The organism is Burkholderia sp. Bp8998 (assembly GCF_003854235.1).
GTDB lineage: Bacteria > Pseudomonadota > Gammaproteobacteria > Burkholderiales > Burkholderiaceae > Burkholderia.
Genome location: NZ_QTQF01000002.1, coordinates 265,020 through 290,122 on the forward strand (window position 1 = coordinate 265,020; position 25,103 = coordinate 290,122).

The following is a 25,103-nucleotide window of genomic DNA, read 5'->3' on the forward strand; positions in this document are numbered from 1 at the left end:
CGATGACGGACAGAACCAAGGCGGCAGGCAGCGGGCAGAAGTTCATCGCGCGCAATCGGGCGCCGCGCGTGCAGATCGAGTACGACGTCGAGACCTATGGCGCCGAGCGCAAGGTGCAGTTGCCGTTCGTGATGGGCGTCATCGCGGACCTGGCCGGCAAGCGCGCCGAACCGCTGCCGGACCTGCCGGAGCGCAAGTTCCTCGAGATCGACGTCGACAACTTCGACGAGCGGATGAAGTCGGTCGCGCCGCGCGTCACGTTCCAGGTGCCGAACACGCTGACCGGCGAAGGGCTGCTCAACGTCGACATGACGTTCGAGCAGATCGACGATTTCTCGCCGGCGGCGATCGCGCGCAACGTCGACGCGCTGCGCCGGCTGCTGGATGCGCGCACCGAGCTGTCGAACCTGCTGTCGTACATGGACGGCAAGCACGGCGCCGAACAGCTGATCGAGCGCGCGATCAACGATCCCGACCTGCTGAAGACGCTCGTGCGCGAGTCGCACGCGGACGCGCGGGACGGCGACGCGACCCGAACGGAGGCCCGCGATGAATGACCCTGTCCAGTCCCGCGCCGCTACCCGCGACGCACGCGCCGCCGCGCAACCGGCAGCCGCGCCCGGCGAGTTCGCCGCACTGCTGCAGAAGGAGTTCAAGCCGAAGACCGCCGAGGCGCGCGAGTCGGTCGAGCGCGCGGTGCGCACGCTCGCGCAGCAGGCGCTCGAACATACGGTCGGCATGACGACCGACGCCTACGGCAGCGTGAAGCAGATCATCGCGGAGATCGACCGGAAGCTGTCCGAGCAGATCAACCAGATCCTGCATCACGACGACTTCCAGACGCTCGAAGGCGCGTGGCGCGGCCTGCATTACCTCGTCACGCACACCGAGACCGACGAGTTGCTGAAGATCAAGGCGTTGCCGGCGTCGCGCAACGAGGTCGGGCGGATGCTCAAGCGCTACAAGGGCGTCGCGTGGGACCAGAGCCCATTGTTCCGCAAGATCTACGAGGAGGAATACGGGCAGTTCGGCGGCGAGCCGTTCGGCTGCCTCGTCGGCGACTTCTACTTCAATCACAGCCCGCCGGACGTCGAGATGCTCGGCGAGCTGTCGAAGATCGCGGCGGCCGCGCACGCGCCGTTCATCGCGGGCGCATCGCCGGAGCTGATGCAGATGGATTCGTGGCAGGAGCTGTCGAATCCGCGCGACCTGACCAAGATCTTCCAGAACACCGAATACGCGGCGTGGCGCAGCCTGCGCCAGTCGGAGGATTCCCGCTACGTCGGCCTCGCGATGCCGCGTTTTCTCGCGCGGCTGCCGTATGGCGCACGCACCAATCCGGTCGACGAATTCGACTTCGAGGAAGACACCGACGCCGCGAATCACGACCGCTACACGTGGGCGAATTCCGCTTACGCGATGGCCGCCAATATCAACCGCTCGTTCAAGCAGTTCGGCTGGTGCTCGTCGATCCGCGGCGTCGAGTCGGGCGGGGCAGTCGAAGGGCTGCCGAGCCACACGTTCCCGACCGACGACGGCGGCATCGACCAGAAATGCCCGACCGAGATCGCGATCAGCGACCGCCGCGAGGCCGAGCTCGCGAAGAACGGCTTCATGCCGTTCGTACACCGGAAGAACTCCGATTTCGCGGCGTTCATCGGTGCGCAGTCGCTGTACCAGCCGGCCGAGTACCACGACCCCGACGCGACCGCGAACGCACGGCTGTCCGGCCGCCTGCCTTACCTATTCGCGTGCTGCCGCTTCGCGCACTACCTGAAGTGCATCGTGCGCGACAAGATCGGCTCGTTCCGCGAGCGCGACGACATGGAGCGCTGGCTCAACGACTGGATCATGAACTACGTCGACGGCGACCCCGTGAACTCGTCGCAGGAGACCAAGGCGCGCAAGCCGCTGGCGGCCGCGCAGGTGGTCGTCGACGAGGTCGAGGACAACCCCGGTTACTACACGTCGAAATTCTTCCTGAGACCGCACTACCAGCTCGAAGGGCTCACCGTGTCGCTGCGGCTCATCTCGCGGCTGCCGTCCGCGAAGGCGGCGAACGAGTGAGCGGCAACCGGCATTCGACCCAACGGACTCAACATTCAACCCGGCATTCAACCTGATTTCGCACCGAAACGGAGACGGCAATGGGCGTGGCAATGTTTATGAAGGTGGACGGCGTGACCGGCGAATCGGCGGACGCGCAGCACAAGGGCTGGACCGACATCGAATCGTTCACGTGGGGCGCGAGCCAGCCGGGCGCGATGGCGAGCGGCAGCGGCGGCAATGCGGGCAAGGCGAGCTTCAACGATCTCGTCGTGGCCGCGTACATGGACAAGGGCGCGCCCGCGATCATCAAGAACTGCGCGAGCGGCAAGCACTTGCCGAAGGTCGAGATCTCCGCGTGCAAGACCGGCGGTTCGCAGATCGAGTTCATGCGCGTGACGCTGCAGGAAGTGCTCGTCACGTCCGCGCAGGTCGCGGGCATCGATCCCGGCGACGCGGCCGACCGGCTGATGATGCACTACGGCTTCCAGGCCGCGAAGGTGAAGAAGCAGTACTGGCAGCAGAACGACAACGGCGGCAAGGGCGCCGAGGTGTCGGTCGGCTGGAACATCAAGGAAAACACCGAGATGTGACCGCGGACCGATGACGATGGACGACCCGAAAACCCGCGACGGCCCGCACGGCGGCATGCGCGACCGGCTGCAACCGGCGCTGCTCGACCGGCTGACCGACGACGCGCCGCAGCGCACGACCGATCCGCCCGGCACGCAATGGATCGGTGCCGAGCGCCTGCGCGCGGCCGTGCTGCGCGATCTCGCGTGGCTGCTCAATACGCGCAACGCCGAGGACGGCTTCGTCGACTGGGCCGCGTTCGTGCACGCGCAGGCATCGGTCCTCAATTACGGGATGCGGCCGCTCGTCGGCAAGCCGATGTCGGGCGTCGAACGCATGTCGGTCGAGGCGTCGATCCGCGACGCGATCGTCCGCTTCGAGCCGCGCATCGCGCCCGACAGCGTCGAGGTCCGCAGCATCGCCGATGCAGCGGACGGGCGCGCCGGCGAACGGCGTCACAACGTGCTGCTGTTCGAGATCCGCGGCACGCTGTGGTCGATCCCGCATCCGGTCGAATTCGTGCTGCGCTCCGACCTCGATCTCGAGACGGGTGCGATGTCGCTGCAGTCGTCAGCGGGAAACTGACACGATGGATACGCGCCTGCTCGACTACTACAACCGCGAACTCGCTTACCTGCGCGAACTCGGCGACGAATTCGCGCAGCAGTTCCCGAAGGTCGCGGCGCGGTTGCGGCTGCACGAATCGGGGCCGCCCGATCCGTACGTCGAACGATTGCTCGAAGGCTTCAGCTTCCTCACCGCGCGTGTGCAGTTGAAGATGGACGCCGAGTTTCCGCGCTTCACGCAGGCGCTGCTCGATGCCGTGTATCCGGGCTATCTCGCGCCGTTGCCGTCGATGGCGATCGTGCGGTTCGCGCCGATGCTGAACGAAGGCAGCCTCGCACAGGGCTGGCGGTTGCCGGCCGGCACCGCGCTGCGCGCGCGGCCGGCCGCGTCCGAGCAGACCGCGTGCGAATTCCGCACCGCGCACGACCTGACGCTGTGGCCGCTCGAACTGACCGACGCGGCCGTCACCGGCGCGCCGTCGTGGCTGCCGCGCGGGGCCGTGCCGGCGCGCCAGGACGCGCGCGGCGCGCTGCGCGTCCGGCTGAAGGCGCGCGGCGGCGCGAAACTCTCGCAACTGCCGCTCGAGCGGCTGACCTTTCATCTCGCGGGCCCCGAGCGCGACGCGCTGCACCTGCTCGAACTGATCGCCGCGCATGCGCTCGGCGTCGTCTGCCACGATCCCGGGCAACCGCCGCGCTGGCTGCATACGCTCGACGCCGACACGATCGTCCACGAGGGTTTCGACCCGGCGCAGGCCATCCTGCCCGACGACGGACGCAGCTTCCATGGGTACCGGCTGTTGCGCGAGTATTTCGCGTTTCCGGCGCGCTTCCTGTTCTTCAGCATCGGCGGGCTGCGTGCCGCGCTTGCGCGCGCCACCGGCGACGAGTGCGAGCTGACCGTATTGTTCGACCGGCACGATGCGGCGCTCGGGGCGGCCGTCGATGCGCGGCATCTGGCGCTGAACTGCACGCCGGCCGTGAACCTGTTCGCGCGCCGCGGCGACCGCATCCGGTTACTGCCCGGCGCGCGCGAGCATCATGTCGTCGTCGACCGCAGCCGGCCGCTCGATCACGAGATCTATGCGGTGCAGCGGCTCGCGAGCGAGCAGCGCGACGACGGCCAGTCGCGCGAATTCCGGCCGTTTCACGCGTCGTTCGCGAGCGACGACGGCAACTACGGCGCGTACTACACGGTGCGGCGCGAGCCTCGGCTGGTGTCCGCGCAGGCACGCGCGAACGGCACGCGCACCGGCTACGTCGGCAGCGAAACCTACGTGTCGCTCGTCGACAGCCAGTGCGCGCCGTACGACGAGACGATGCGCTACCTGTCCGTCGACACGCTGTGCACGAACCGCGATCTCGCGCTGCTGCTGCCGCCGGGCGATGCGAACGCGTTCACGCTGCGCATCTCGGCGCCCGTCGAGCGTGTCGTCGCGATTCGCGGCCCGTCGCGGCCGCGCCCGCCGATCGCCGATGCGCAGACGGCCTGGCGACTGATCCGCCACCTCGGGCTGGCCCGGCAGACGCTGACCGATCTCGACGACGAGGAGGGCGCGCACGCGCTGCGCGAGCTGCTCGGCCTGCACGCCGACCCGGCCGATGCCGCGATGCACCGACAGATCGACGGCGTGCGGCGCGTCGCGTTCTCGCCGGTATTCCGGCGACTGCCGGCGCTCGGACCGCTGATGTTCGGACGCGGCGTGCAGGTCGACGTGACCGTGGACGACCATGCGTTCTCCGGCGACAGCCCGTTCCTGCTCGGCGCGGTGCTCGAACAGTTCTTCGCGCGGCACGTCTCGATCAACGCGTTCGCCGAATGCGTGCTGACCAGCGCGCAGCGCGGCACGCTCGCGCACTGGCCGGCGCGCATCGGCAGGCGGCCCGCGATATGAAACACGAGATACCCTCCGGCGCGCAGCCGGCCGCCGATGCCGCACGCCGCGATGCCTGGTGGGCACGGCTGCGTGCCGCACCGCACGGCTACGACCTGTTCCAGGCGCTGCGCTGGCTCGATGCGCTGTCGCCCGGCCGCGCACCGCTCGGCCATGCCGCGCGGCCGCGCGACGAACCGGTGCGGCTCGGGCAGCAGCCGTCGCTCGCGTTCGCGGCGTCGATGCTGGCAGGCGTTACCGACGGTGACGGTGGCGTCGTACGGCCGCGCATCGCGATCCATGGCTTCGGGCTGTTCGGGCCGAATGGACCGTTGCCGACTCACCTGACCGAATACGCACACGAGCGCGCGGCCCAGCACGACGACCCGACCTTCACCGCATTCGCGGACCTGTTCCATCACCGGCTGATCCTGCTGTTCTACCGGGCATGGGCCGACGCGCAGCCGACGGTGAGCCTCGATCGCCCCGGGCGCGCACGGTTCGACGCGTATGTCGCGAGCCTGGTCGGGCGTGCTGCGCATGCCGACAGGCCGGCCGCGCGGGCCGATGCCGAACGTCCCGCTGCCGACGCGCTCGCGCCGCACGCTCTCTATTTCCACGCGGGTCATCTCGTCCGGCACACGCGCAACCCGGAAGGGCTCGTGCAGATCCTGCGGCGCCATTTCGGTGTCGACGCGCGCATCGTCGAGCACGTGCCGCGCTGGGTCGCGATCGAGCGCTCGCAGCGCTGCGTGATCCGCGCGACGCGGCCGACCCTGCGCGTCGGCGGCGTCGCGCTCGGCATCGCGGTGCGCGATGCGCAATCGCATTTCCGGATCGTGCTCGGGCCGCTGTCGCTCGACGCGTACCGGCGCTTCCTGCCGGGCGGCCCGCACGCGCGGCAGCTCGCGCACTGGGTGCGCGAGTACGTCGGCATCGAGTTCGACTGGGACGTGCAGCTCGAACTGGCGGCTGACGCGGTGCCGGCGATCGCACTCGGCGCGGCGCAGGGCCTCGGCCGTACCGCTTGGCTCGGGCAGCGGCTCGAAGCGGGGCCCGCGCGCGATCTCGTCGTCCGTTACGACGCGCGCCGTGTCGGCCCGCCGCGCACCGGCGCCGCCCTCCATCGCGAAACCGCCTAAACGGGAACCATCATGTCCGATATCGGTCGCGTCAACCTGTTCGGAAAGCTCAATCCGCTCCTCTACGAGACGCTCGAGCAAGCGACCGGATTCTGCCGGCTGCGCGGCAATCCGTACGTCGAACTCGCGCACTGGTTCAAGCAGCTCCTGCAGCGACCCGACGGCGACCTGCAGCGCGTGCTGCGTCGGTTCGAGATCGACGAGGCCGCCATCGAACGCGGGCTCGTCGCCGCGCTCGACCGGCTGCCGCGCGGCGCGGGATCGGTGTCGGACCTGTCCGTGCACATCGACGACGCGGTCGAGCGCGCGTGGGTCTATGCCACGTTGAAATACGACGCGACGCGGATTCGCGGCGCGGTCCTGCTGCTCGCGATCCTGAAGACGCCGCAGTTGCGCAACGTGCTGTACGCGATCGCACGCGAGCTCGAGCGCATCGTGCCCGACGTGCTTGCCGACGAACTCGAAGCGATCGTCGATGGCTCGCCCGAAACGCCGTCGGCCGCGCAGATCGGCGCGGGTGGTGATTCTTCGGCGCGCGCCGCAGCCTCCGCATCGGCCGCCGACGGTTCGGCGCTCGCACGCTTCGCCGTCGACCTCACGGCCCGCGCACGCGCCGGCGAGATCGATCCCGTGATCGGGCGCGATCCGGAGATCCGCCAGATCGTCGACATCCTGCTGCGGCGCCGGCAGAACAACCCGCTGCTGGTCGGCGAAGCGGGCGTCGGCAAGACGGCCGTCGCGGAAGGCTTCGCGCTGCGGATCGCCGCGGGCGACATGCCGCCGTCGTTGCGCGACGTCGCGCTGTACCTGCTCGACATCGGGCTGTTGCAGGCCGGCGCGAGCGTGAAGGGCGAGTTCGAGAGCCGGCTGCGCGGCGTGATCGACGAAGCGATGTCGTCCGAGCGGCCGGCGATCCTGTTCATCGACGAAGTCCATACGCTCGTCGGCGCGGGCGGGGCGGCCGGCACCGGCGACGCGGCGAACCTTCTGAAACCGGCACTCGCGCGCGGCCTGCTGCGCACGATCGGTGCGACCACGTGGTCCGAGTACAAGCAGTACATCGAAAAGGATCCCGCACTGACGAGGCGCTTCCAGCTCGTGCACGTGCTCGAGCCCGAGGAGGCGGCCGCCGTGACCATGCTTCGCGGCCTCGCCGCGAAGCTCGAAGCGCACCATCGCGTGCTCGTGCTCGACGACGCGCTGCAGGCCGCCGTGACGTTGTCGCACCGGTATATCCCCGCGCGGCAACTGCCGGACAAGGCGATCAGCCTGCTCGATACGGCTTGCGCGCGCGTCGCCGTCAGCCAGCACGCGGTGCCGGCGCCGATCGAGGACGCGCGGCGGCGTATCGACGGCTTGCGCGTCGAGCGGGAACGGATCGGGCGCGAGTGCGCGCTCGGCAGCGGCGACACCGCGCGGTGCGACGCGATCGATGCCGAGCTTGCCGCCGTGCGGACGGAATTCGATCGGCTCGACACGCGCTGGCGGGCCGAGCGCGATGCGTTGACGGCGATCGTCGAGTCGCGCGCCGCGCTCCTCGACGACGAGCCGTCTCATGAGATCACCGCCGCCGCGCGCGCCGACATTCAGGCGCGTCTGGCCGCCGCGCAGCAGGCGCTGGCCGAGATGCAGGGCGACGCACCGCTCGTGCTGCCCGCCGTCGACACGCATGCGGTCGCCGCCGTCGTCGCCGACTGGACCGGCATCCCGCTCGGCCGGATGGTACGCGACGAGACGCAGGCCGTGCTGAAGCTTGCCGAGACGCTCGGCGAACGCGTCGTCGGCCAGCGCCATGCGGTCGAGCTGATCGCCGAACGGATCCAGACCGCGCGCGCGAAGCTCGACGATCCGACCAAGCCGCACGGCGTGTTCCTGCTGTGTGGACCGTCCGGTGTCGGCAAGACCGAGACCGCGCTCGCCTTGGCCGACACCCTGTACGGCGGCGAGCGCAATGCGATCACGATCAACATGAGCGAGTTCCAGGAGGCGCACACGGTATCGACGCTGAAGGGCGCGCCGCCCGGGTACGTCGGCTACGGACAGGGCGGGGTGCTCACCGAGGCCGTGCGCCGGCGGCCGTACAGCGTCCTGCTGCTCGACGAGATCGAGAAGGCGCATCGCGACGTGCACGAGATTTTCTTCCAGGTGTTCGACAAGGGCTGGATGGAGGATGGCGAAGGCCGCGACATCGACTTCCGACATACGGTGATCCTGCTGACCTCGAACGTTGGCGCCGATCGCGTGATGCAGCTGTGTCGCGATCCCGACCATCTGCCCGACATGCAGACGCTCGCCGACGCGCTGCGTGCGCCGCTGCTCGACGTGTTCCCGGCCGCGCTGCTCGGCCGGCTGACCGTCGTGCCGTACTACCCGCTGACCGATGCGATGCTCGCGCGCATCGTTGACCTGCAGTTGCGGCGTTTCGAGAAGCGGATCGACCTGCATCACGGGATCCGGCTGCACTGCACCGACGCGGCGACCGCGCTGATCGTCGAGCGCTGCCGGACCATCGAATCCGGCGGCCGGATGGTCGACGCGATCCTCACGCATGCCGTGATGCCGCGGATCGGCCGCGCGATCCTCGAGGCCACGCTCGAAGGCCGCGCGCTGGCGTCGATCGAGGTGAGCGCGGCCGGCGGCGAATTCGCTTACCGGTTCGACGAGGAGGGAACGACGTGAATCGCGTATTCACACTCGACAGCCCGCACGGCGACGACCTGAAGTTCCACACGCTCGACGGCAGCGACGAACTCGGTCGCCTGTTCGAATTCCGGATCGAGGCGCTGGCGGACAGCCACAGCCTGTCGCTGAAGGACATGCTCGGCAAGCCCGTGACCGTGCGGATCGAGCAACAGGATCGTTCGACGCGCTACCTGAACGGGATCGTCGCGCGCGCGACGCTGGCCGGCCGGCGCGCCGAACGGCACTACGGTTACGAGCTGATCGTGCGGCCGTGGCTGTGGCTCGCGACGCGCCGCTCGGACTGCCGGATCTTCCAGAACCGCACCGTGCCCGACATCGTGCAGGAAGTGCTCGCGCCGTATGGCTTTCCGCTCGAGAACAAGCTGGCCGAATCCTATGTGCCTCGCCAGTACTGCGTGCAGTACAACGAAACCGATGCGGCGTTCGTGTCGAGGCTGATGGAATTCGAGGGCATCTATTTCCATTTCCGGCACGCGGCCGACAGTCACACGCTCCTGCTGTGCGATGCGATGTCGTCACACGTTGCGTTGCCCGGCTACGAAACGATTCCGTACATCGCCCACGATCGCACGGCAATCTCCGACGAGGAGCACATCGACGCGTGGCTGCCCGCGCAGGAAGTGAGCGTCGGCAAGCATCAGACCACCGACTACGACTATACGAAGCCGCGGGCCGATCTGTCGACGCAGAAAGTCGACCCACGCGGCCACGATCACGACAGCTTCGCGTCGTTCGAATGGCCGGGCGGGTATCGCGACGATGCGCCGGGTGCGCATTACAGCCGCGTGCGGCTCGAGGAACAGCAGGCCGAGCATGAGCGGGCGAGTGTCGAGACGGACGTGCGGGGTGCGGCGCCTGGGTATCTGTTCACGCTCGAGCATTGTCCGCGTGCTGACCAGAATCGGGAGTATTTGATCGTGCGGTGCCAGTACCGCTTTCAGGAGAACGCTTACGCGAGTGATCAGGGCGCGGAGGCCGTCGTGCATCGGACGATGATGATCGTGCAGCCGTCGAGCCTGCCTTACCGGTCGCCGCGCGATACACCGCGGCCGCGAACCAACGGGCCGCAGACGGCTACCGTGGTCGGGCCGCCGGGGGAGGAAATCTGGACCGACCAGTATGGGCGCGTGAAGCTGCAGTTTCGCTGGGATCGGTACGGGCAAAGCAATCAGGATTCGTCGTGCTGGGTGCGGGTGTCGAGCCCTTGGGCTGGGGGCGGGTTCGGGGGCGTGCAGATTCCGCGCGTGGGCGACGAGGTCGTGGTCGATTTTCTGAACGGCGATCCGGACGAGCCGATCGTGACGGGGCGGGTTTACAACGGCGAGAAGATGCCACCGTGGGGGCTGCCGGGGAGTGCGACGCAGAGCGGGCTGCTGTCTCGGTCGTCACCTGGCGGGTCGGCCGAGCATGCGAACGCGTTTCGGTTCGAGGACAAGAAGGGCGCCGAGCAGCTATGGATGCATGCGGAGCGGAATTTCGATGCGGAGACGGAGGCCGATCACACGCTGTCGGTAGGTAACAACCACACGCATACGGTCGGGAACGACGAAACGATGCAGGTGAAGAACAACCGGCAACGCAGTGTCGGGCAGAACGAAACGGTGAAAATCGGCAAGAACCGGGTCGCGCAGATCGGGGTGGATGAGACGCATGGGGTGGGTGGGAACCGGATGCGAACGGTCGGGAAGAAGGAGACCGTGACGATCGCGTCGGATCGTGAGGCGACGATCGGCGGCAGCCATACGGAATCGGTCACGCATGGCAAGACGGAAACGATCGGCGAAGGCAAGACGCTGAACGTCGGACAGATGTATCAGACGACGTCGCAGGACATGAAGACATTGGTTGCGTCGGCGCATACCGAAGAGATCGGCACGCGGACGTCGACGATCGCGAATGCGCATACGCACACGGTCGGCGGCGAACACACCGTCAATGTCGGCGCGAACCATACGACGAACGTGCAGCATCAGGTGCTCGTCAACGCCGGCGACCAGCTTTCGCTCGTCTGCGGGATGTCCAGCATCGTGATGAAGAGCGACGGCACGATCACGATCCAGGGCGTCAACGTCGCATCGACCGGCACGAACACCCATAGCGTGAACGGCAAGACGGTGACGTCGTCGGCGACTGCCGAGCACACGGTCGAAGGTGCCGTACTGAAACTGAATCCGTGACGGAGGCCCGCACGAATGCAGAACTGGCAGCCGACCAATCCGGTGGAGCGCAGGTTCATGGATGCGCACGCGGACTGGATGAGTTTCGCGAAAGAGCAGGACGCGCGATTGATGATCTGGCAGACCGACGAGACGGATGCGGATCTCGTCCACCTGTATTTCCAGGTTCAGGATGAAACGTCGTGCGCGGTCAGGACCATGCGGGCGTCGTTCGTCAATGAAGCCGGTTATGCGTCAGCGTTGGCGGATGAGCTCATCGCGTTCTACGACAGCCGGCGAGCGGCATCCCATGCTCAGGGCGTGCGTGCCGACTGGCAGGCGCCGTATGACGACGGCAACAATCCCGTGCTGTATCTGTTCGCGGTCGCCGACAGCCTGATGCAGCACCATCCGGATATTTTTCCGGCAATGGTATTCGTGCTGGAGCCGGTGAAAGTGCGGGATGACGCAGCATGGGTGCGCTGGATGGATGACTTGCTGTCGATCATTGCGGTCGCGCCGCAGCTTGCCGAGCGTGTGCGCTTCGTCGTGCCGCGTATCGATATCGCACCATTTTCTGCGTTGATGCAACGGCATCGCGCCGCGGTGCGCGTCGTGCACGGCAAGTATTCAATGGCGAGCGTGCCGCGCGAATTGCTGGCGGAATCGGGCGAGCGCGGGCCGAGCGGTGAGTTTCGACGGCATTTCGTGATGCTGACCGAGATGATCGAAGGCGGTAATCCTTCTCGGCTGGAGGAACTGCGTGCGGCGGCGCTGAAGGTCGCGGAGCGTGAGCAGTGGTTCGATCAATGCGTTGTCGTGCACCTGATTGCGGGGGCCGCGTATCTGAAATGGCGCGATCGGGAGCGGGCGATCGAGGCTTACCAGAGCGCCGCCAGCAGCGGCATGCGCGCGGTCGAGGCGGGGCATCCGGCAGGGCACAAGCTCGTAGCAAACGGGTTGTTCGGCGAGGCGAGCGTGCATTTGACGCACAAGGACTATGCGCACGCGGCTTATTGCTACGAGCGTGCGACGGCGTCGACTACGGCGGCGAAGGACGGGCTGATGACGGTCGAGGCCTGGCGGATGAGCGCCGTGTGCTGGGAGCGGGCAGGGGAGCGAGAGCATGCGCTGGAGGCCGGGTTCAATGCGCTCGATGCGGGGTTGATGATCGACGAGCCGATGCGGGCGAACAGCAACCTGCCGATGGTGGTCGAGTGGATGGTGTCGCAGCTGGGTGTACAGGACCGGCGGCGCAACGCGCTGAGCGAGAAGGTCGCGGCGTTGCGTGGCGGGCGCTGAGCGGGGGCCGACACCGTGGCACTTCCAGCCGTCAAGCATCTCGATCCCGTTGTTGGCGTGGACGTTCATTCGGTGCTGGTTACGCCTGGTACACCTCCGGTGTTCCTGCCGCACCCTCATGTCGGGTTCATGCTCGATAAGCGCGAGTACATCCAGGCAGCAAAAGCGGTGGTCGGCTGCATTGCGATGATGATCGTGCAGGAGAAGGCGACCGAATACATCGAAGATCATCCCGAAGATGTGACGAAGCTGGAACATCAGGCCGATGAAGCAAACCAGCAGGTCAACGACTTGATGGGGGGCGGCAAGCTGCCCGACTTCAAGGACGATCCCGACGTCGCGAAGGGGATGCGGCTGGCGAAAGAGGCCAACAAGATCAAGAACCGCATAAGTGATGATCTCGGTTCGAACGTCGGATCGGGGGGAAGTAGCGGCAGGCCGATTTTTGTGAACGGGATGATGCGGGCCACGGCAGGGACGCATGCATATCACGTTCCAGGGTTGCATTTCCCGCTCGGGGAATCGTTTGCGCCGCCGCCTGAGGAGGTTGAACCGTCGAACGACGGGGAATCGTTCATGGGCAGCAAGACGGTGCTCGCCAACAACGATCCGATGTCGTACATGGCGCTTGAGGCGTTGAGTTGCTGGTCGATTGGGATGGAGCCGCCTCCGCATAACAGCGCGCATACGGATCGGACTTATCCGTCGATGCCGAGTTCGGTGATGTTGCCGATTCCGTCTGGAAGGCCGGTGCTGGTTGGTGGGCCGCCGATCATGAACATGGCTGCGGCGGCGAAGGGGCTGTTCAAGGCGTTTCGGGGATCGAAATGGGCGAAGGCGCTGGCAGATAAGCTGAATTTGAAGTCGGGGTTCTTAAGGTGCAATGTGCTGAAGGCGGAACCGGTCGATGCAACGACGGGGGAAGTTGTCGTTCAGCAGCACGATTTCACCGTGTCGGGGCGGTTGCCGCTCGTTTGGGAACGCTATTACGCCAGCCACGATACGTATGCAGGTGAGATCGGCGCAGGTTGGCAGACGCCTGCCGATATCCGGCTTGAGCTGACGGAATCCGAGATCGGGAGCGGCGTCGTGGCGCACTTTCCCGATCACGTAACCGCGTTCAATGCAATGCCGGCCGACGGTGGCTGGCCGGACCGTGTATATGACTGGCAGCATGGGCATGCGCTCTATCGGCGTGACGATCGGCTGGTGCTTCGCACGCGTACCGGGCTCGAATACGAGTTTGCGTCGCCCGCACACCCGCCTGCGCTGGAATGGCATGCGGCCGGCACGACATCGATCCTGCCCGTTGGACAGATGACTGACCTTAACGGCAATGCGTGGAAATTCGATCGTGGACCGGGCGGCAACCTGGCGTGCCTTGTCGAGTGGAAGGGCAAGGACGCAACTGGCCGCGTGATCGAATGTCTGGCGGGTTCCGCCTTCGGAAAAGGCCGTACGAGCCTGCTCACCGGGCTGACACTGATCGATGCCGATGGCGGCGCACATCCGCTTGTCAGCTACGAACACGACTGGAACGGGAATCTCGTTGCGGTGCTGGACGCGATGAGCCAGACGCAGCGATTCACCTACACCGACGGACACCGGATGGCCAACCACACAAGTGCCCGGGGAATAGCGTTCTACTACAGTCACCGCCAGCATGAAGACGGCGTATGGCGCGTCGATCACGCGTGGGGCGAAGACGGCCTGTTGGATTATCGCTTCGTGTTCGATCTCGGGCATCGGGAAACGAAGGTCATCGATTCGCTAGGGCATGTGACGATCCTGCAGACTAACGAACGCGGCATGCCGGTGTCGCTGGTCGACCCGCTGGGCGGCCTGACAAGTTACCGATATGACGAGCAGGGGCGCACGTGTGCGGAAACCGATCGCTCCGGGCGCACCACGACGTGGGCATACGACGCATATGGCAATCTGGTTGGGCAGACTCCCCCGGACGGGAGAGGCACGCATACTGAGTACAGCGCCGACCATAAACCGGTATGCGTGACCGCCTGGGACGGTAGACAGTGGCACTATGCCTGGGACGAGCCCGGCAACCTGCTGGCGCAGACCTTGCCGTCACAAGCCTGCGCTCGCTACGGATACGATCGGTTTGGCCAACTTGTCACGCATATGGGACCGCGTGGCGCGGTGACGCGCTTCGACTACGATCTCGATGGCAATCTCTCACAGGTCATCGATGCGCTTGGTCATTGCACCCGGTACACGCATGATGCGCGGGCCAACGTCATTCAGTCTGCCAACGCGCTGGGGCAAGTGAGCCGCTATGAATACGATCGAAACGGCAACCTGACACGGGCACTAGAGCCTGGGCAGCAGGAGATGCGTTGCAGCTATGACGCCGACAACAATCTGGTGCGCTACTGCGATCCGAATGGCCAGGTGACACAACTGGAGTATTCCGCGTTGGGGCAAATCACCAAACGGCTAACACCGGACGGTAACGTGGTCGAATACCTGTATGACACCGAGGAGCAATTGATCGGCGTAGTCAACGAGTGCGGCGAGCACTACCAGATGAGACGCAATGCGTTGGGGCAGGTCATCGAAGAAATCGACTATCGCGGGCAAGTACGCAGGTATGAATACGACCTGAACGGAAGACCTGCTTATAGCACCGATCCTTTGGGTCAATCGATCGCCTACCGAACCGATGTGCTTGGACGCATCATACAAAAGCGCATACTCGATCCCCGGCAACCGGACGGATTTCGTATCGAAGCCTTCGAATACGACGCCTGCGGCAATCTTGTCGTTGCAGAAAATCCCGATTGCCGCGTCGAGCTCACCTACGACGCTGCCGGCCGGGTAACGGAAGAAAAGCAGGGGGACGATTTCAGGATCACGAACGACTACGATGCGTCGGGAAATCGCGTTAAACGCCGCACATATTCGACAAGCAGTGGTAAGCCGGTAATCCATGAGATTCGCTACGCATACGATGCGTTGGACGCGGTCAGTTCAATCCAGATCGACGACGAGGTCGCGATCAATCTGGAACGAGACGAACTGGGCCGGATTTCCACCGAGCGTCTGGGGAGTGAACTTCGGCGTGAAATGTCATACGAATCGAGCGGGTTCCTGGACTCCCTGACTGCCCTTGCAGCATCTGGAACGCTCTTTACGAGCGAATACACCTACGATGCGAATGGGGAAATGATCGAGAAGCACGACTCCCGATCCGGCATCGAGCGTTTCGAGTATGACCCGGTAGGGAGGTTGACCGGACACCTCGACCGGGCCGGCAAGATTCACCGCTTCCGGTATGGCCCGAATGGTGATCTGCTGAAAACACGAGCCCGACTGAGCTCCCAGACCGGCGTTTTTGGACAAGGGCAGCAGACCGCCACGTGGATGTGCGAAGGCGAACATGACGGCTGCAGGTATGTGTACGACCGGATAGGCAATCTCGTGCGCAAACAAGATGAAGAACAGGACCTTTTTCTCCATTGGGACGCTGCAGGGTTACTGATCGAAACCCGGACAGTGCGGCAGCGCCTCAATACATCCGGCGAATCAGGTCGAATATCCACCGCATTTACGCGCTACCAATACGATGCCTTTCATCGGCGAGTGGGGAAATTCACGGAAATTCAAGATGACGCCATCGCGAGCGATGATGAGCCACACATAACTTCGCATCGATTTTTTTGGGATGGAGATAATTTGGTATCGAGCCGGTCGGTTTGCGGGGCACAAGCCATCGATTCACAAAAATCCGACGACAACGCCGCAGAAAACGTCAACAATCACAATGATATTCTTTATTTTTATTACCCGAAATCCTTTCGCCCGATAGCGTTAATTGAGCCTGTTTCAGGTTGCAGCGATCCGACATCGGGTGCCAAAGCGCGGTTCTTTCACAACGATCCCAACGGGGCGCCGATGCATCTTACAGATATTCGCGGCGCGATTACCTGGGATGCCGACTACCAAGTCTGGGGGGCGACAACGTCCCAAAACGATACAGGGCAACCGCTGCGCTTTCAGGGGCAGTATCGTGACCACGAAACAGGGTTGCACTATTGCCGATATCGCTATTACGACCCGTCGAGCGGACACTTCATTACGCCCGACCCGATTGGACTGCTGGGAGGATCGAATGTCTACCGATACTCGCCAAATCCGATCGCCTGGACAGATCCGCTTGGACTTGCACTGCGTCTAGTCCAGCACAGCTATCACGAGTTGCCGGATTACGATGAGATTGCGGGCTACCTGGCGGGGATGTCGCAGGAACAGTTCGACGCCATGAATCTATTCGAAAAAGGAAATGCTCAGGCCGTCCGAAATCTCGCGGCAATGAGGCTGAAGTCTACTGACTCCGGATTAATCATCGCGCCCAGCATTCCCAGCGTACTCCACGGTGAAATTAATACCCTGATGGCCCACCCGAATTACACCGACATCGATTACCTGATGTCGGAGCGCGCTCCATGCCCGAAGTGCGCTGCGGGTTTGAGATATTTAAGCCAAAGGTTGGGGCGCGACATCACCGTCCATCATGTCTATCCATACATACGTGGCGACCATGCTACGGGTCAGCGGATTATCACCGCGCGATGCGCGGCGCGCGCGAGCATATCGCCCCCGTGATTCAGAAACGCTCGGTGTACGCCTTCTTTGACTTGACATAACGTGAATTATCAAAGTTAAATTTGGGTGTAAGAGCAAAGTTGTAATGTCGCATCTGAGCAAAGTTGAAATGTCGTAGCTCAAGGGTTTCGGCGCATGCTGGCGGCGGTTCGAACTGCCGGGATGGCGCATCGCATAGCTGCGCCGCATATTCATTACATTGACGTGCGAGCGTGCGCGCCGCTTCGAGGTCGCCGAAATACACACCCGGCGCCGAGACCGATAGCAGCGCCGCCTGAATTCCATTCGCGTTCATCACGTCGAGCGACGCTTGCGCATACCATTCCGGCAATGCCGCGCCGGCTACCATCTGTATGCCCTGCCTCGACATCGCATCGCGATAGGCCGGCGGAACGAAATCATGATGGACGTCGATTCGATGCACGATCATCTCCGGCATGAAACATACGATATGGATGGCGAAATATTTTTCAAGCGTGTCTTTCCGGTACCGAAATTCCGCCTACGTCGCCGCTCGGGACGCGTCCCGGGCGTTCGCCAGATCCAGCGCCACGTCGACGATCATGTCTTCCTGACCGCCCACCATGCCGCGCCGTCCCAGTTCGACGAGAATATCGACCGTACCGAGGTCATATTTTCGGGCGGCCAGTTCGGCATGGCGCAGAAAGCTGGAGTACACGCCGGCATAACCGAGCGCGAGCGTCTCCCGGTCGACGCGCACCGGGCGATCCTGCAGCGGCCGTACGATATCGTCCGCCGCATCCATCAGCCGGTACAGATCCGTGCCGTGACGCCAGCCGAGGCGCTCGGCCGCCGCGACAAATACCTCGAGCGGCGCGTTCCCCGCCCCGGCCCCCATCCCCGCCAGGCTCGCGTCGACACGATCGCACCCTTCCTCGACCGCAACGATCGAGTTCGCCACGCCGAGACTCAGATTGTGGTGCGCATGAATGCCCACCTCGGTGTCCGGTTTCAGCACATCCTTGAACGCGCGGACGCGATCGCGCACGTCATTCATGTTCATCGCGCCGCCGGAATCCACGACGTAGCAGCAGGTCGCGCCATAGCTTTCCATCCGCTTCGCCTGCTCGGCCAGTCCGGCTGGCGTGTGCATGTGACTCATCATCAGGAAGCCCACGGCCTCCATGCCGAGTTCACGCGCGAATTCGATGTGCTGGCGGGAAATGTCGGCTTCCGTGCAATGCGTGGCGACCCGCACGATGCGTGCGCCCGCGTCGTACGCGGCGCGGAGATCGTGCACGGTGCCGATACCGGGCAGCAGCAGCGTGGCGATCTTCGCGTGGGTGACGACATCGGCGACGGCTGCGATCCATTCCGGGTCCGTGTGCGCGCCGAAACCATAGTTGAAGCTGCCGCCCTGCAGGCCGTCGCCATGCGCGACTTCGATCGAATCGACCCGTGCGGCATCGAGCGCCGTCGCGATCTGCCGCGCCTGCGCCACGCTGTACTGGTGACGAATCGCGTGGCTGCCATCACGCAGCGTCACGTCAGAGATATAGATCTTCTTGTCCATGGGCGGATTTCTCACGTTGCGTCGCGCAGCATGCGGGCGGCGACCTGTTCGGCCATCGCCCGGGCCGCGCTCGTCATGATGTCGAGGTTGCCGGCGTAGGCTGGCAGGTAGTGGGCGGCCCCCTCGACTTCGAGGAAGATCGAAGTCTTGAGTCCCGACATGTGTTCGCCGACACCAGGAATACGAATCGGCCGATCGGATTCGATGCGATCGAACTGCACACGCTGCTTCAGGCGATAACCCGGCACGTACGACCGCACCGCGTCCACCATCCGCGCGATCGAGGCTTCGATGTGCGCTTCGTCGGCGAAATCACTCAGCGTGTACACCGTATCGCGCATCATGAGCGGTGGCTCGGCCGGATTGAGCACGATGATCGCCTTGCCTCTTGCTGCGCCGCCGACCGTTTCGATCGCGCGCGCCGTCGTCTCGGTGAACTCGTCGATGTTGGCACGCGTGCCCGGTCCCGCGCTCCTGCTCGAGATCGAAGCGACGATCTCGCCGTAGTGGACATTGGCGACCTGCGACACCGCCGCGATCATAGGGATCGTCGCCTGTCCGCCGCACGTCACCATGTTGACGTTGAGCGCATCCAGATTGCGCTCGCCGTTGACCACGGGAATGCAGTACGGACCGATCGCCGCCGGCGTGAGGTCGACCACGCGGATGCCGGGCTTGATCGTGCGCAGGAACGCATCGTTGTGCGCGTGGGCCCACGCCGACGTCGCATCGAACACGATGTCGATGTCGGCAAACGCAGGCATCCGCGCGAGCCCCTCGACGCCTTCGTGCGTCGTGGCGACTCCCATCCGGGCTGCACGCTCCAGCCCGTCCGACGCAGCATCGATCCCGACCATCGCACCCATCTCGATATGTTCCCCGTGCCGCAGGATCTTGATCATCAGATCCGTGCCGATGTTGCCGCTGCCGATGATGCCGACCTTGAGTTTCCTGCTCATTGAGAGGCTCCTTTGCCGAGACGGCAATGCACGCTGCCAAGCGCGCCGATTTGCGCGTGAATCGTGTCCCCGCTCGCCACCGCCACCATCGGGCCAAGCGCACCGGACAGGATCACGTCACCTTCGCGCAGGCTCTGTCCATGACGCGCCAGCGTACAAGCGAGCCAATAGACCGCTCGCAACGGATGGCCAAGGCAGGCGGCACCGACGCCGGTCGAGACGACGTCGCCGTGCTTCATCATCGTCATACCCAGCTCGCCGAGCGAAAGCCTGCCGAGCGCCACGGGCTGATGGCCGAGCACGTACGCGCCGCACGACGCATTGTCGGCGACGGTGTCCTCGAGCGTGATCCGCCAGTCGGCGATTGCACTGTCGACGATCTCGAGCGCCGGCAACGCATAGGCCAGCGATGACACCACGCGGCTATAGCTCGGTGCGTCGTCGTCGAGATCGCGACCAACGACGAACGCGACCTCGGCCTCGATCTTCGGTTGCAGCAAGCGATCCATCGGCACGTCGTCTCCGTCGAGATGCTCCATGTCGTCAAACAGCACGCCGAAGTCAGGCTGGTCGACCCCGAGTTGCCGCTGCACCGCGAGCGATGTCAATCCAATCTTCCTGCCGATGACGCGCGCGCCGGCAGCGGTTCGCGCCGCCGTGTTCGCTTCGGCCACCGCATAGGCGGCAGCGAGCCCGGCAATGCCGAACCGCTCGGCAATCGGTTCGATCGGAGTGCGCGTCGCGCGCGCATTGCGCAGCGCATCGGCGGCGGCATGAATACGGAAGTCATCGGGCAATGGACACATAATTGACGGAATGAGAGAGTCGGAATTCAGGCAGCCCTGGCGAGCGACGCCGCATCGGCTGGCACGGCCGCACGGGTACCGCCGCGCGTATTCGGCATGCCGAGCTGGTCGCGCAGGCGCGTTACCGTGCGATCGAGTTCGGTCACGGGTACGAGGGCGAATACGAACCGGTCCGGCCTGAGGATCGCCACGGCCTTGTCGCGAAACCCTGCCTTCGCGAACCACGCGATCATGTTGCCGTCAAGGTCCTCGACCTCGGGTGCGCCACCATTGCGGTTGTCGCGCTCGACACCCTCGAGCCCCTGCGGACGTCCGCCGTACGAATAGAGCGTGACGTACCGTACCGACAACGCCTGCAGCACTTCAGCGGACGCGGCATCCAGATGCCGGGACGGATCGACGTTCAGGCCAACGAGCGAGAATCCGCGCCCGAGCACGTCGTCCATCCGCTGCCTCGCGCCGTCGAACCGGCGCACTTCGGGTTGCGGGGCAAGCGCCCCCTCCGGGCCGTTGCGGCGACGTCGCGGCAGGCCGACGTACGCGTTCTTCTTGTACACGGGCGCCGGCTTGAAACCACCCTCCTGAAACCAGCGCCTGAGCGGCGGGATCATCCGGATGACCGCGAGCGACGTGTCGCGCACAAGCGTGCCCAGCGGATTGCGGACGGACACGACATTCTTCAGCAGCACGGACACGTCGATCATCGCCTTGGCGTGCGCGTGGCGCTCCGACTGGTAGGTATCCAGCAGTGCGTCGCCGGCGGCGTCGCGCAACACGAGGTCAAGCTTCCACCCGAGGTTGTACGCGTCGCGCACGCCGGAGCTGGCACCCTGCCCCATGAACTGCGGCGTCATGTGCGCCGCGTCGCCCGCGAGCATCACGCGGCCGACCCGCCATTTGGCCGCGATCAGCGCATTGAACGTGTAGACGAGCTTGCGCTTGACGACGAACTGGTCCGGATCGACGAACCGGGACAGGTACGCGCGCACCGTCTCCGGCCGCTCCATGTTTTCTTTCGTTTCACCGGGCATCAACATGAATTCGAAGCGGTGGAACTTGCCGGGCTGTACGCAGCTCACGACCGGCAGCTTCGGGTCGACGACGAAATTGAAGTACGGCAGGTGACGCAGCGCGTCTGTACCCGACTTGCGCTCGATATCCACGACGAGCCACGGTTCGGGAAAGCTCTTGCCGGCCATGTCGATGCCGAGCCGCGTGCGCACGATGCTGCGCCCGCCGTCCGCCCCGACCAAGTACCGCGCCCGCAGCGATTGCATGTCGGGGTCGGCATTCAAGCTCGTACGCGCATCCGTGGCTTCGCTGAAGCGCGCTTCGCGCGTGGCCTGGTGCACGATGGCGACACCGTCGACGTCCTGCGAGAAATCGACGACTTCGCGCCCGCGCCGGATCGTGACGTTCGGATAGCGCGATAGCGTGTCGGACAACGTCGTTTCGAGATACGGCTGATAGAAGAAATTGATGATCGGCCAGCCGAGCGGTCGCCTGCGCGGCATGTACTGCGTGATCGGCGTGCCGTCGGGGCGCACGAGCTGCACCGGCGTTTCCATCATCATTCGAGCCTGCAGTTCGTCGGCCACCGCCAGATGCTGGAAGATCCGCATGCATTCGTCGTCGGTATAAACAGCACGGGCATTGCCGTAAAAGACCGGCTCGCGCTCGAGTACGACGACGCGATGGCCGGCCTGGCCGAGCAAGTGCGCGAGCACGAGGCCGGTCGGCCCGAGTCCCACGATCGCAACGTCGCACGCATCGTCCTGATGCACTACGCTCATGTCTGGTCTCCCTGGATGATGAACTCCGGATGCAACAACGACGCGAACGCGCGACGTGCGCGGCCCAGCCGGGCGCGCAAGGTCAGGTTCTCCGGGCGATGACCCCACAAGCTGATCCCGCGGTAGGTCGTCGTGCTCCACGCGCGCTCGTCCACGACGATCGGGTTCCAGCCTAGTTCCATCTCGAAACCGGACGGCGTCCGTACATAGAACGAAAGCTCGCGGTCGTTCGGATGCTGGCCGATCGCATTGGCGATCGGGTATCCCTTTGACCTGCATCGCAAATAGGCCTGCGTCACGTCGTCCAGCGACGCGCACTGGAGATTCAAGTGATGAATCTGCGTGCGTATCGGATTCAGGCGAATACCTCGCGTCGCCGCGGTCGCGAGCGAATGGTGGCGCTCGTTCAGCCGCAGAAATGCGAAATCGAGATTCAGGCCATCGATCTTGTCCTCGATTTCGTCGGACAGGCGCGCGTCGAATACCGCTTTCCAGAATGCCTGCATCGCTTCCGGCCGACGCGTCGTGATCGCGACGTGCCCGAGGCCCGACGCGCCTGTCACGAATCCGCTTGCCTTCATCTGCAACGGCGAATCGGTCAGCACCGCGTCGGTGAACAGCTCGGTGCGCAGCCGCTTCGGTCCGGTGAAGTACCAGAATCGCGTCACGCCTCGCAACGCGGCTTCGTCCGCACTGCCCTGCCGCACCTCGATGCCGAACGCGGACAGCCGCTCGAATGCAAGCTTCAACGCCGCGTCGTCGGCCACTTGCCAGCCGATCGCGGTGACGTCTTCCGCTTGTCCTTCATGAACGATCAAGCGACGCTGATGCGCATCGATCCGACAAGCGAGCACCGTGGGCTGCGGACGATCCGCATGCAGCCCGAGCCCTTCTGTGACGAACTTGCGCCAAGCGTCAAGGCGGACGGATTCGATCAGCAAATAGCCGAGACGCACGCGACCGAACAAGGTGTCGGGCGAGGCCGACGAACTGGCAATGGTAGGCATGGTGGCGCGCTCCGGCTCAAACACGGCGGAAGACGCGCGCATCGGCGCTCTCTTCGGCCAGAAACGCCAACACCATCGCGTTGAATTCGTCGGCACGCTCCCACTGCACCCAGTGGCCGGTCTTGCTGAACAGGTGCACGTCGCAGTTAGGCATGCGCCGCTGCAGCGAGCGTGCACCGCTCGGTCGATTGACCTTGTCCTCCGTTCCCCACAACACGAGCGTCGGGTTTTGCACGCCAGCGAGACGCGGATCGCGCGTGAAATCGAGTTTCCTGAATTGCGGAATGCCTTTGGGGCCGAGCAACGGCGGGCTGGCGACGACCTCCGGATCGATACTGGACTGAAAGCGCTCCTGGAGCGTCGCATCGGATACCAGGCTGCCGTCGTAGACGAGGTCGCCCCGGATGAACGTCGCGAGCTTTTGCAATGTCGGACCTTCGCCCTTGTAGTAATTCAGCAGACGCTTGAGGCCGGGTGTCGGCAACGCACGCGTCGTGTCGACGCCGCCGGGCCCCATCAGCACGAGACGGCCGACCGCTGCCGGCCGCTCGATCGCCATGCGCAACGCGCAGGCGCCACCCAGCGAGTTGCCGAGGATGTGCGCGCGCTCGATGCGCAACGCATCGAGCATCCCGAGCATGCTCGCGGCCAGATCTCCGAACGGATCGCCGCGATCCAGCCCCTTCGTCGATTTACCGTAGCCGGGCATGTCCGGCACGACGACGCGGTGGACGCACGCGAGCGCGCCGACATTGCGCGCGTAATTGGACATGCCGGAAGCGCCGGGGCCGCCACCGTGGAGCATGAGCACTACCGGGCCCTCGCCCGCTTCGGTAAAGGAAATGGTTCGCCGACCGACCCGAACGGTCCGTTGGGTCATCGCGTGAGTCATGGACGGGGCATTCACGGCGTGGTCGCTCCAGATGGTTGATCGAACTGACTGGCGATCATAATGAGATATTTGTCATCATGACAAAATACTCGTTTTTACCTAGCTCGCCGGAGCGTCTGTTGCGTCGCCGTATAATTCCCGCCATGAGTGAAACGACCGTTGACCATCGGACCCGCGTCGCGGCAGAGCGACGCGAACGCATGCGCGCCCGGCTGATCGAAAGCGCGATGCTGGTGTTCGCAGAAAAGGGAGTCGGCGCAAGCGTCATCCAGGACGTCATTGCTGCCGCAGACGTGTCGCAGGGCACGTTCTACAAGTACTTCCGCACCAACGAGGATCTGCTCGCGGCGGTGACGCAGGAACTGAACGACGAGTTGCTGCGTTTGATCGAAGCGGAAGTCCACGGCTATGAGGATCCGTCGCTCCGCATCGCGTGTGGTGTGCGCATGTTCCTGCACGCCGCGCGCGCGTATCCGCTGCTGGCGCGCTTCATTTGCGCGGCCGGCCTAAATTCCGCGGGGCCGAGCAGTCTGATCTACGTGTTCCTGCCGCCGCACATCGAGCAGGGTCTGGCACTGGGGCGTTTCACCGATGTCGGCGTCGGCACCGCGCTCGACGTGATCGCCGGCACCACGCTCGCGACGATCCTCAGAATCACCAACGAAGGCCCGCAAAACGTCGTTCCGGAGCCTGTGGTCGCAGCAATTCTGCGCGCACTGGGCGTCGGGCGTCTTGAGGCGGAGAAGCTGGTCGAAGCGGTATTGCCGCCGATCGAAACGCCCGATACGTCGCTGCTCGAACGCGGGCATGCAAGGATGCAGGCGCAACTGCGCCCCGGAATTCGACAAGCGCCGCCATACCGCCCATAGGACCAATCAGGTCGTCCTCGACCGTCACGCCTTATTGCGTCTGCGGGGTCCGTAAGCAATGTCGATGGAATGGGCGCGCACCAATACGCATCGCGGTTTCGTCGCGTCGTGGCCGCAGTTCGGCGTGCCCGCGGGATTGTTCCTCGCCAACCTTGCCGTGCTGGCCATGAGCTGGTTTTCCGGCAGCGCTTGCCTCGCCTTCACGCGCGGCAGCCATTCAGCTTCGGCGCCCTGCGTACCTCTCAGATGAGCTGGCGT

General features: G+C 64.7%; 18 protein-coding genes and 1 pseudogene. 12 read left to right on the forward strand and 7 right to left on the reverse strand.

Going from position 1 to position 25,103, the window contains the following annotated elements:
• Positions 1-2: 2 nt before the first annotated feature.
• From tssB to DIE06_RS04130, 10 genes are all read left to right on the forward strand, one after another.
• Entirely contained in the window at positions 3-557 is a 555-nt protein-coding gene (gene tssB, locus DIE06_RS04085) for a type VI secretion system contractile sheath small subunit (protein WP_124660247.1), read from the forward strand.
• Entirely contained in the window at positions 550-2,067 is a 1,518-nt protein-coding gene (gene tssC / locus DIE06_RS04090) for a type VI secretion system contractile sheath large subunit (protein ID WP_124660248.1), read from the forward strand. The genes tssB and tssC overlap by 8 nt, the downstream gene beginning before the upstream one ends.
• A gap of 80 nt (positions 2,068-2,147) precedes the next feature.
• Positions 2,148-2,639, forward strand: a complete 492-nt coding sequence (locus DIE06_RS04095) for a type VI secretion system tube protein Hcp (RefSeq protein ID WP_057927224.1) — start codon at positions 2,148-2,150, stop codon at positions 2,637-2,639.
• Positions 2,640-2,655: 16 nt separating this feature from the next.
• Entirely contained in the window at positions 2,656-3,204 is a 549-nt protein-coding gene (gene tssE / locus DIE06_RS04100) for a type VI secretion system baseplate subunit TssE (protein ID WP_124660249.1), read from the forward strand.
• Positions 3,205-3,208: 4 nt separating this feature from the next.
• Positions 3,209-5,080, forward strand: coding sequence for a type VI secretion system baseplate subunit TssF (gene tssF, locus DIE06_RS04105; protein ID WP_124660250.1), 1,872 nt, complete (start codon positions 3,209-3,211; stop codon positions 5,078-5,080).
• A complete protein-coding gene (gene tssG / locus DIE06_RS04110) occupies positions 5,077-6,201 on the forward strand; it encodes a type VI secretion system baseplate subunit TssG (protein WP_124660251.1) in 1,125 nt (374 codons plus the stop codon). Before tssF ends, tssG begins: the two co-directional genes overlap by 4 nt.
• 12 nt (positions 6,202-6,213) lie before the next feature.
• Positions 6,214-8,880: a type VI secretion system ATPase TssH gene (gene tssH / locus DIE06_RS04115; protein ID WP_124660252.1), complete on the forward strand. Its 2,667-nt coding sequence runs from the start codon at positions 6,214-6,216 to the stop codon at positions 8,878-8,880.
• Positions 8,877-11,081 carry a type VI secretion system tip protein TssI/VgrG gene (gene tssI, locus DIE06_RS04120; RefSeq protein ID WP_124660253.1) on the forward strand — a complete coding sequence of 735 codons (2,205 nt, stop codon included), beginning with the start codon at positions 8,877-8,879 and terminating at the stop codon, positions 11,079-11,081. Before tssH ends, tssI begins: the two co-directional genes overlap by 4 nt.
• A 15-nt stretch (positions 11,082-11,096) precedes the next feature.
• Entirely contained in the window at positions 11,097-12,362 is a 1,266-nt protein-coding gene (locus DIE06_RS04125; RefSeq protein ID WP_124660254.1) for a hypothetical protein, read from the forward strand.
• A gap of 15 nt (positions 12,363-12,377) precedes the next feature.
• The gene (locus tag DIE06_RS04130) at positions 12,378-16,985 is read left to right on the forward strand and encodes an RHS repeat-associated core domain-containing protein (protein WP_185733339.1); all 4,608 of its coding nucleotides are present in this window, start codon (positions 12,378-12,380) and stop codon (positions 16,983-16,985) included.
• A gap of 1 nt (position 16,986) precedes the next feature.
• On the opposite strand, the gene DIE06_RS38150 is transcribed toward DIE06_RS04130, so the two are convergent.
• The 7 genes from DIE06_RS38150 to DIE06_RS04165 form a co-directional block, all read right to left on the reverse strand.
• On the reverse strand, positions 16,987-17,424 hold the full coding sequence (locus DIE06_RS38150) for a hypothetical protein (protein ID WP_185733340.1): 438 nt from the start codon (positions 17,422-17,424) through the stop codon (positions 16,987-16,989).
• Positions 17,425-17,487: 63 nt separating this feature from the next.
• On the reverse strand, positions 17,488-18,519 hold the full coding sequence (dmpG, locus tag DIE06_RS04140) for a 4-hydroxy-2-oxovalerate aldolase (protein ID WP_124660255.1): 1,032 nt from the start codon (positions 18,517-18,519) through the stop codon (positions 17,488-17,490).
• An 11-nt stretch (positions 18,520-18,530) separates the two neighbouring features.
• Positions 18,531-19,478, reverse strand: a complete 948-nt coding sequence (locus tag DIE06_RS04145) for an acetaldehyde dehydrogenase (acetylating) (RefSeq protein ID WP_124660256.1) — start codon at positions 19,476-19,478, stop codon at positions 18,531-18,533.
• Positions 19,475-20,284, reverse strand: a complete 810-nt coding sequence (locus DIE06_RS04150) for a 2-keto-4-pentenoate hydratase (protein WP_124660413.1) — start codon at positions 20,282-20,284, stop codon at positions 19,475-19,477. Before DIE06_RS04150 ends, DIE06_RS04145 begins: the two co-directional genes overlap by 4 nt.
• Positions 20,285-20,310: 26 nt before the next feature.
• The gene (locus DIE06_RS04155) at positions 20,311-22,077 is read right to left on the reverse strand and encodes a bifunctional 3-(3-hydroxy-phenyl)propionate/3-hydroxycinnamic acid hydroxylase (protein ID WP_124660257.1); all 1,767 of its coding nucleotides are present in this window, start codon (positions 22,075-22,077) and stop codon (positions 20,311-20,313) included.
• Positions 22,074-23,084: a VOC family protein gene (locus DIE06_RS04160; RefSeq protein ID WP_124660258.1), complete on the reverse strand. Its 1,011-nt coding sequence runs from the start codon at positions 23,082-23,084 to the stop codon at positions 22,074-22,076. The genes DIE06_RS04155 and DIE06_RS04160 overlap by 4 nt, the downstream gene beginning before the upstream one ends.
• 16 nt (positions 23,085-23,100) lie before the next feature.
• Entirely contained in the window at positions 23,101-23,976 is an 876-nt protein-coding gene (locus tag DIE06_RS04165) for an alpha/beta fold hydrolase (protein WP_260433531.1), read from the reverse strand.
• A gap of 35 nt (positions 23,977-24,011) precedes the next feature.
• Between DIE06_RS04165 and DIE06_RS04170 the strand changes: the two genes are divergently transcribed.
• Entirely contained in the window at positions 24,012-24,845 is an 834-nt protein-coding gene (locus DIE06_RS04170; protein WP_260433532.1) for a TetR/AcrR family transcriptional regulator, read from the forward strand.
• Positions 24,846-24,903: 58 nt separating this feature from the next.
• Positions 24,904-25,047 (forward strand): annotated as a pseudogene (locus DIE06_RS04175) (MFS transporter); the annotation flags it as partial.
• Positions 25,048-25,103 lie beyond the last annotated feature (56 nt).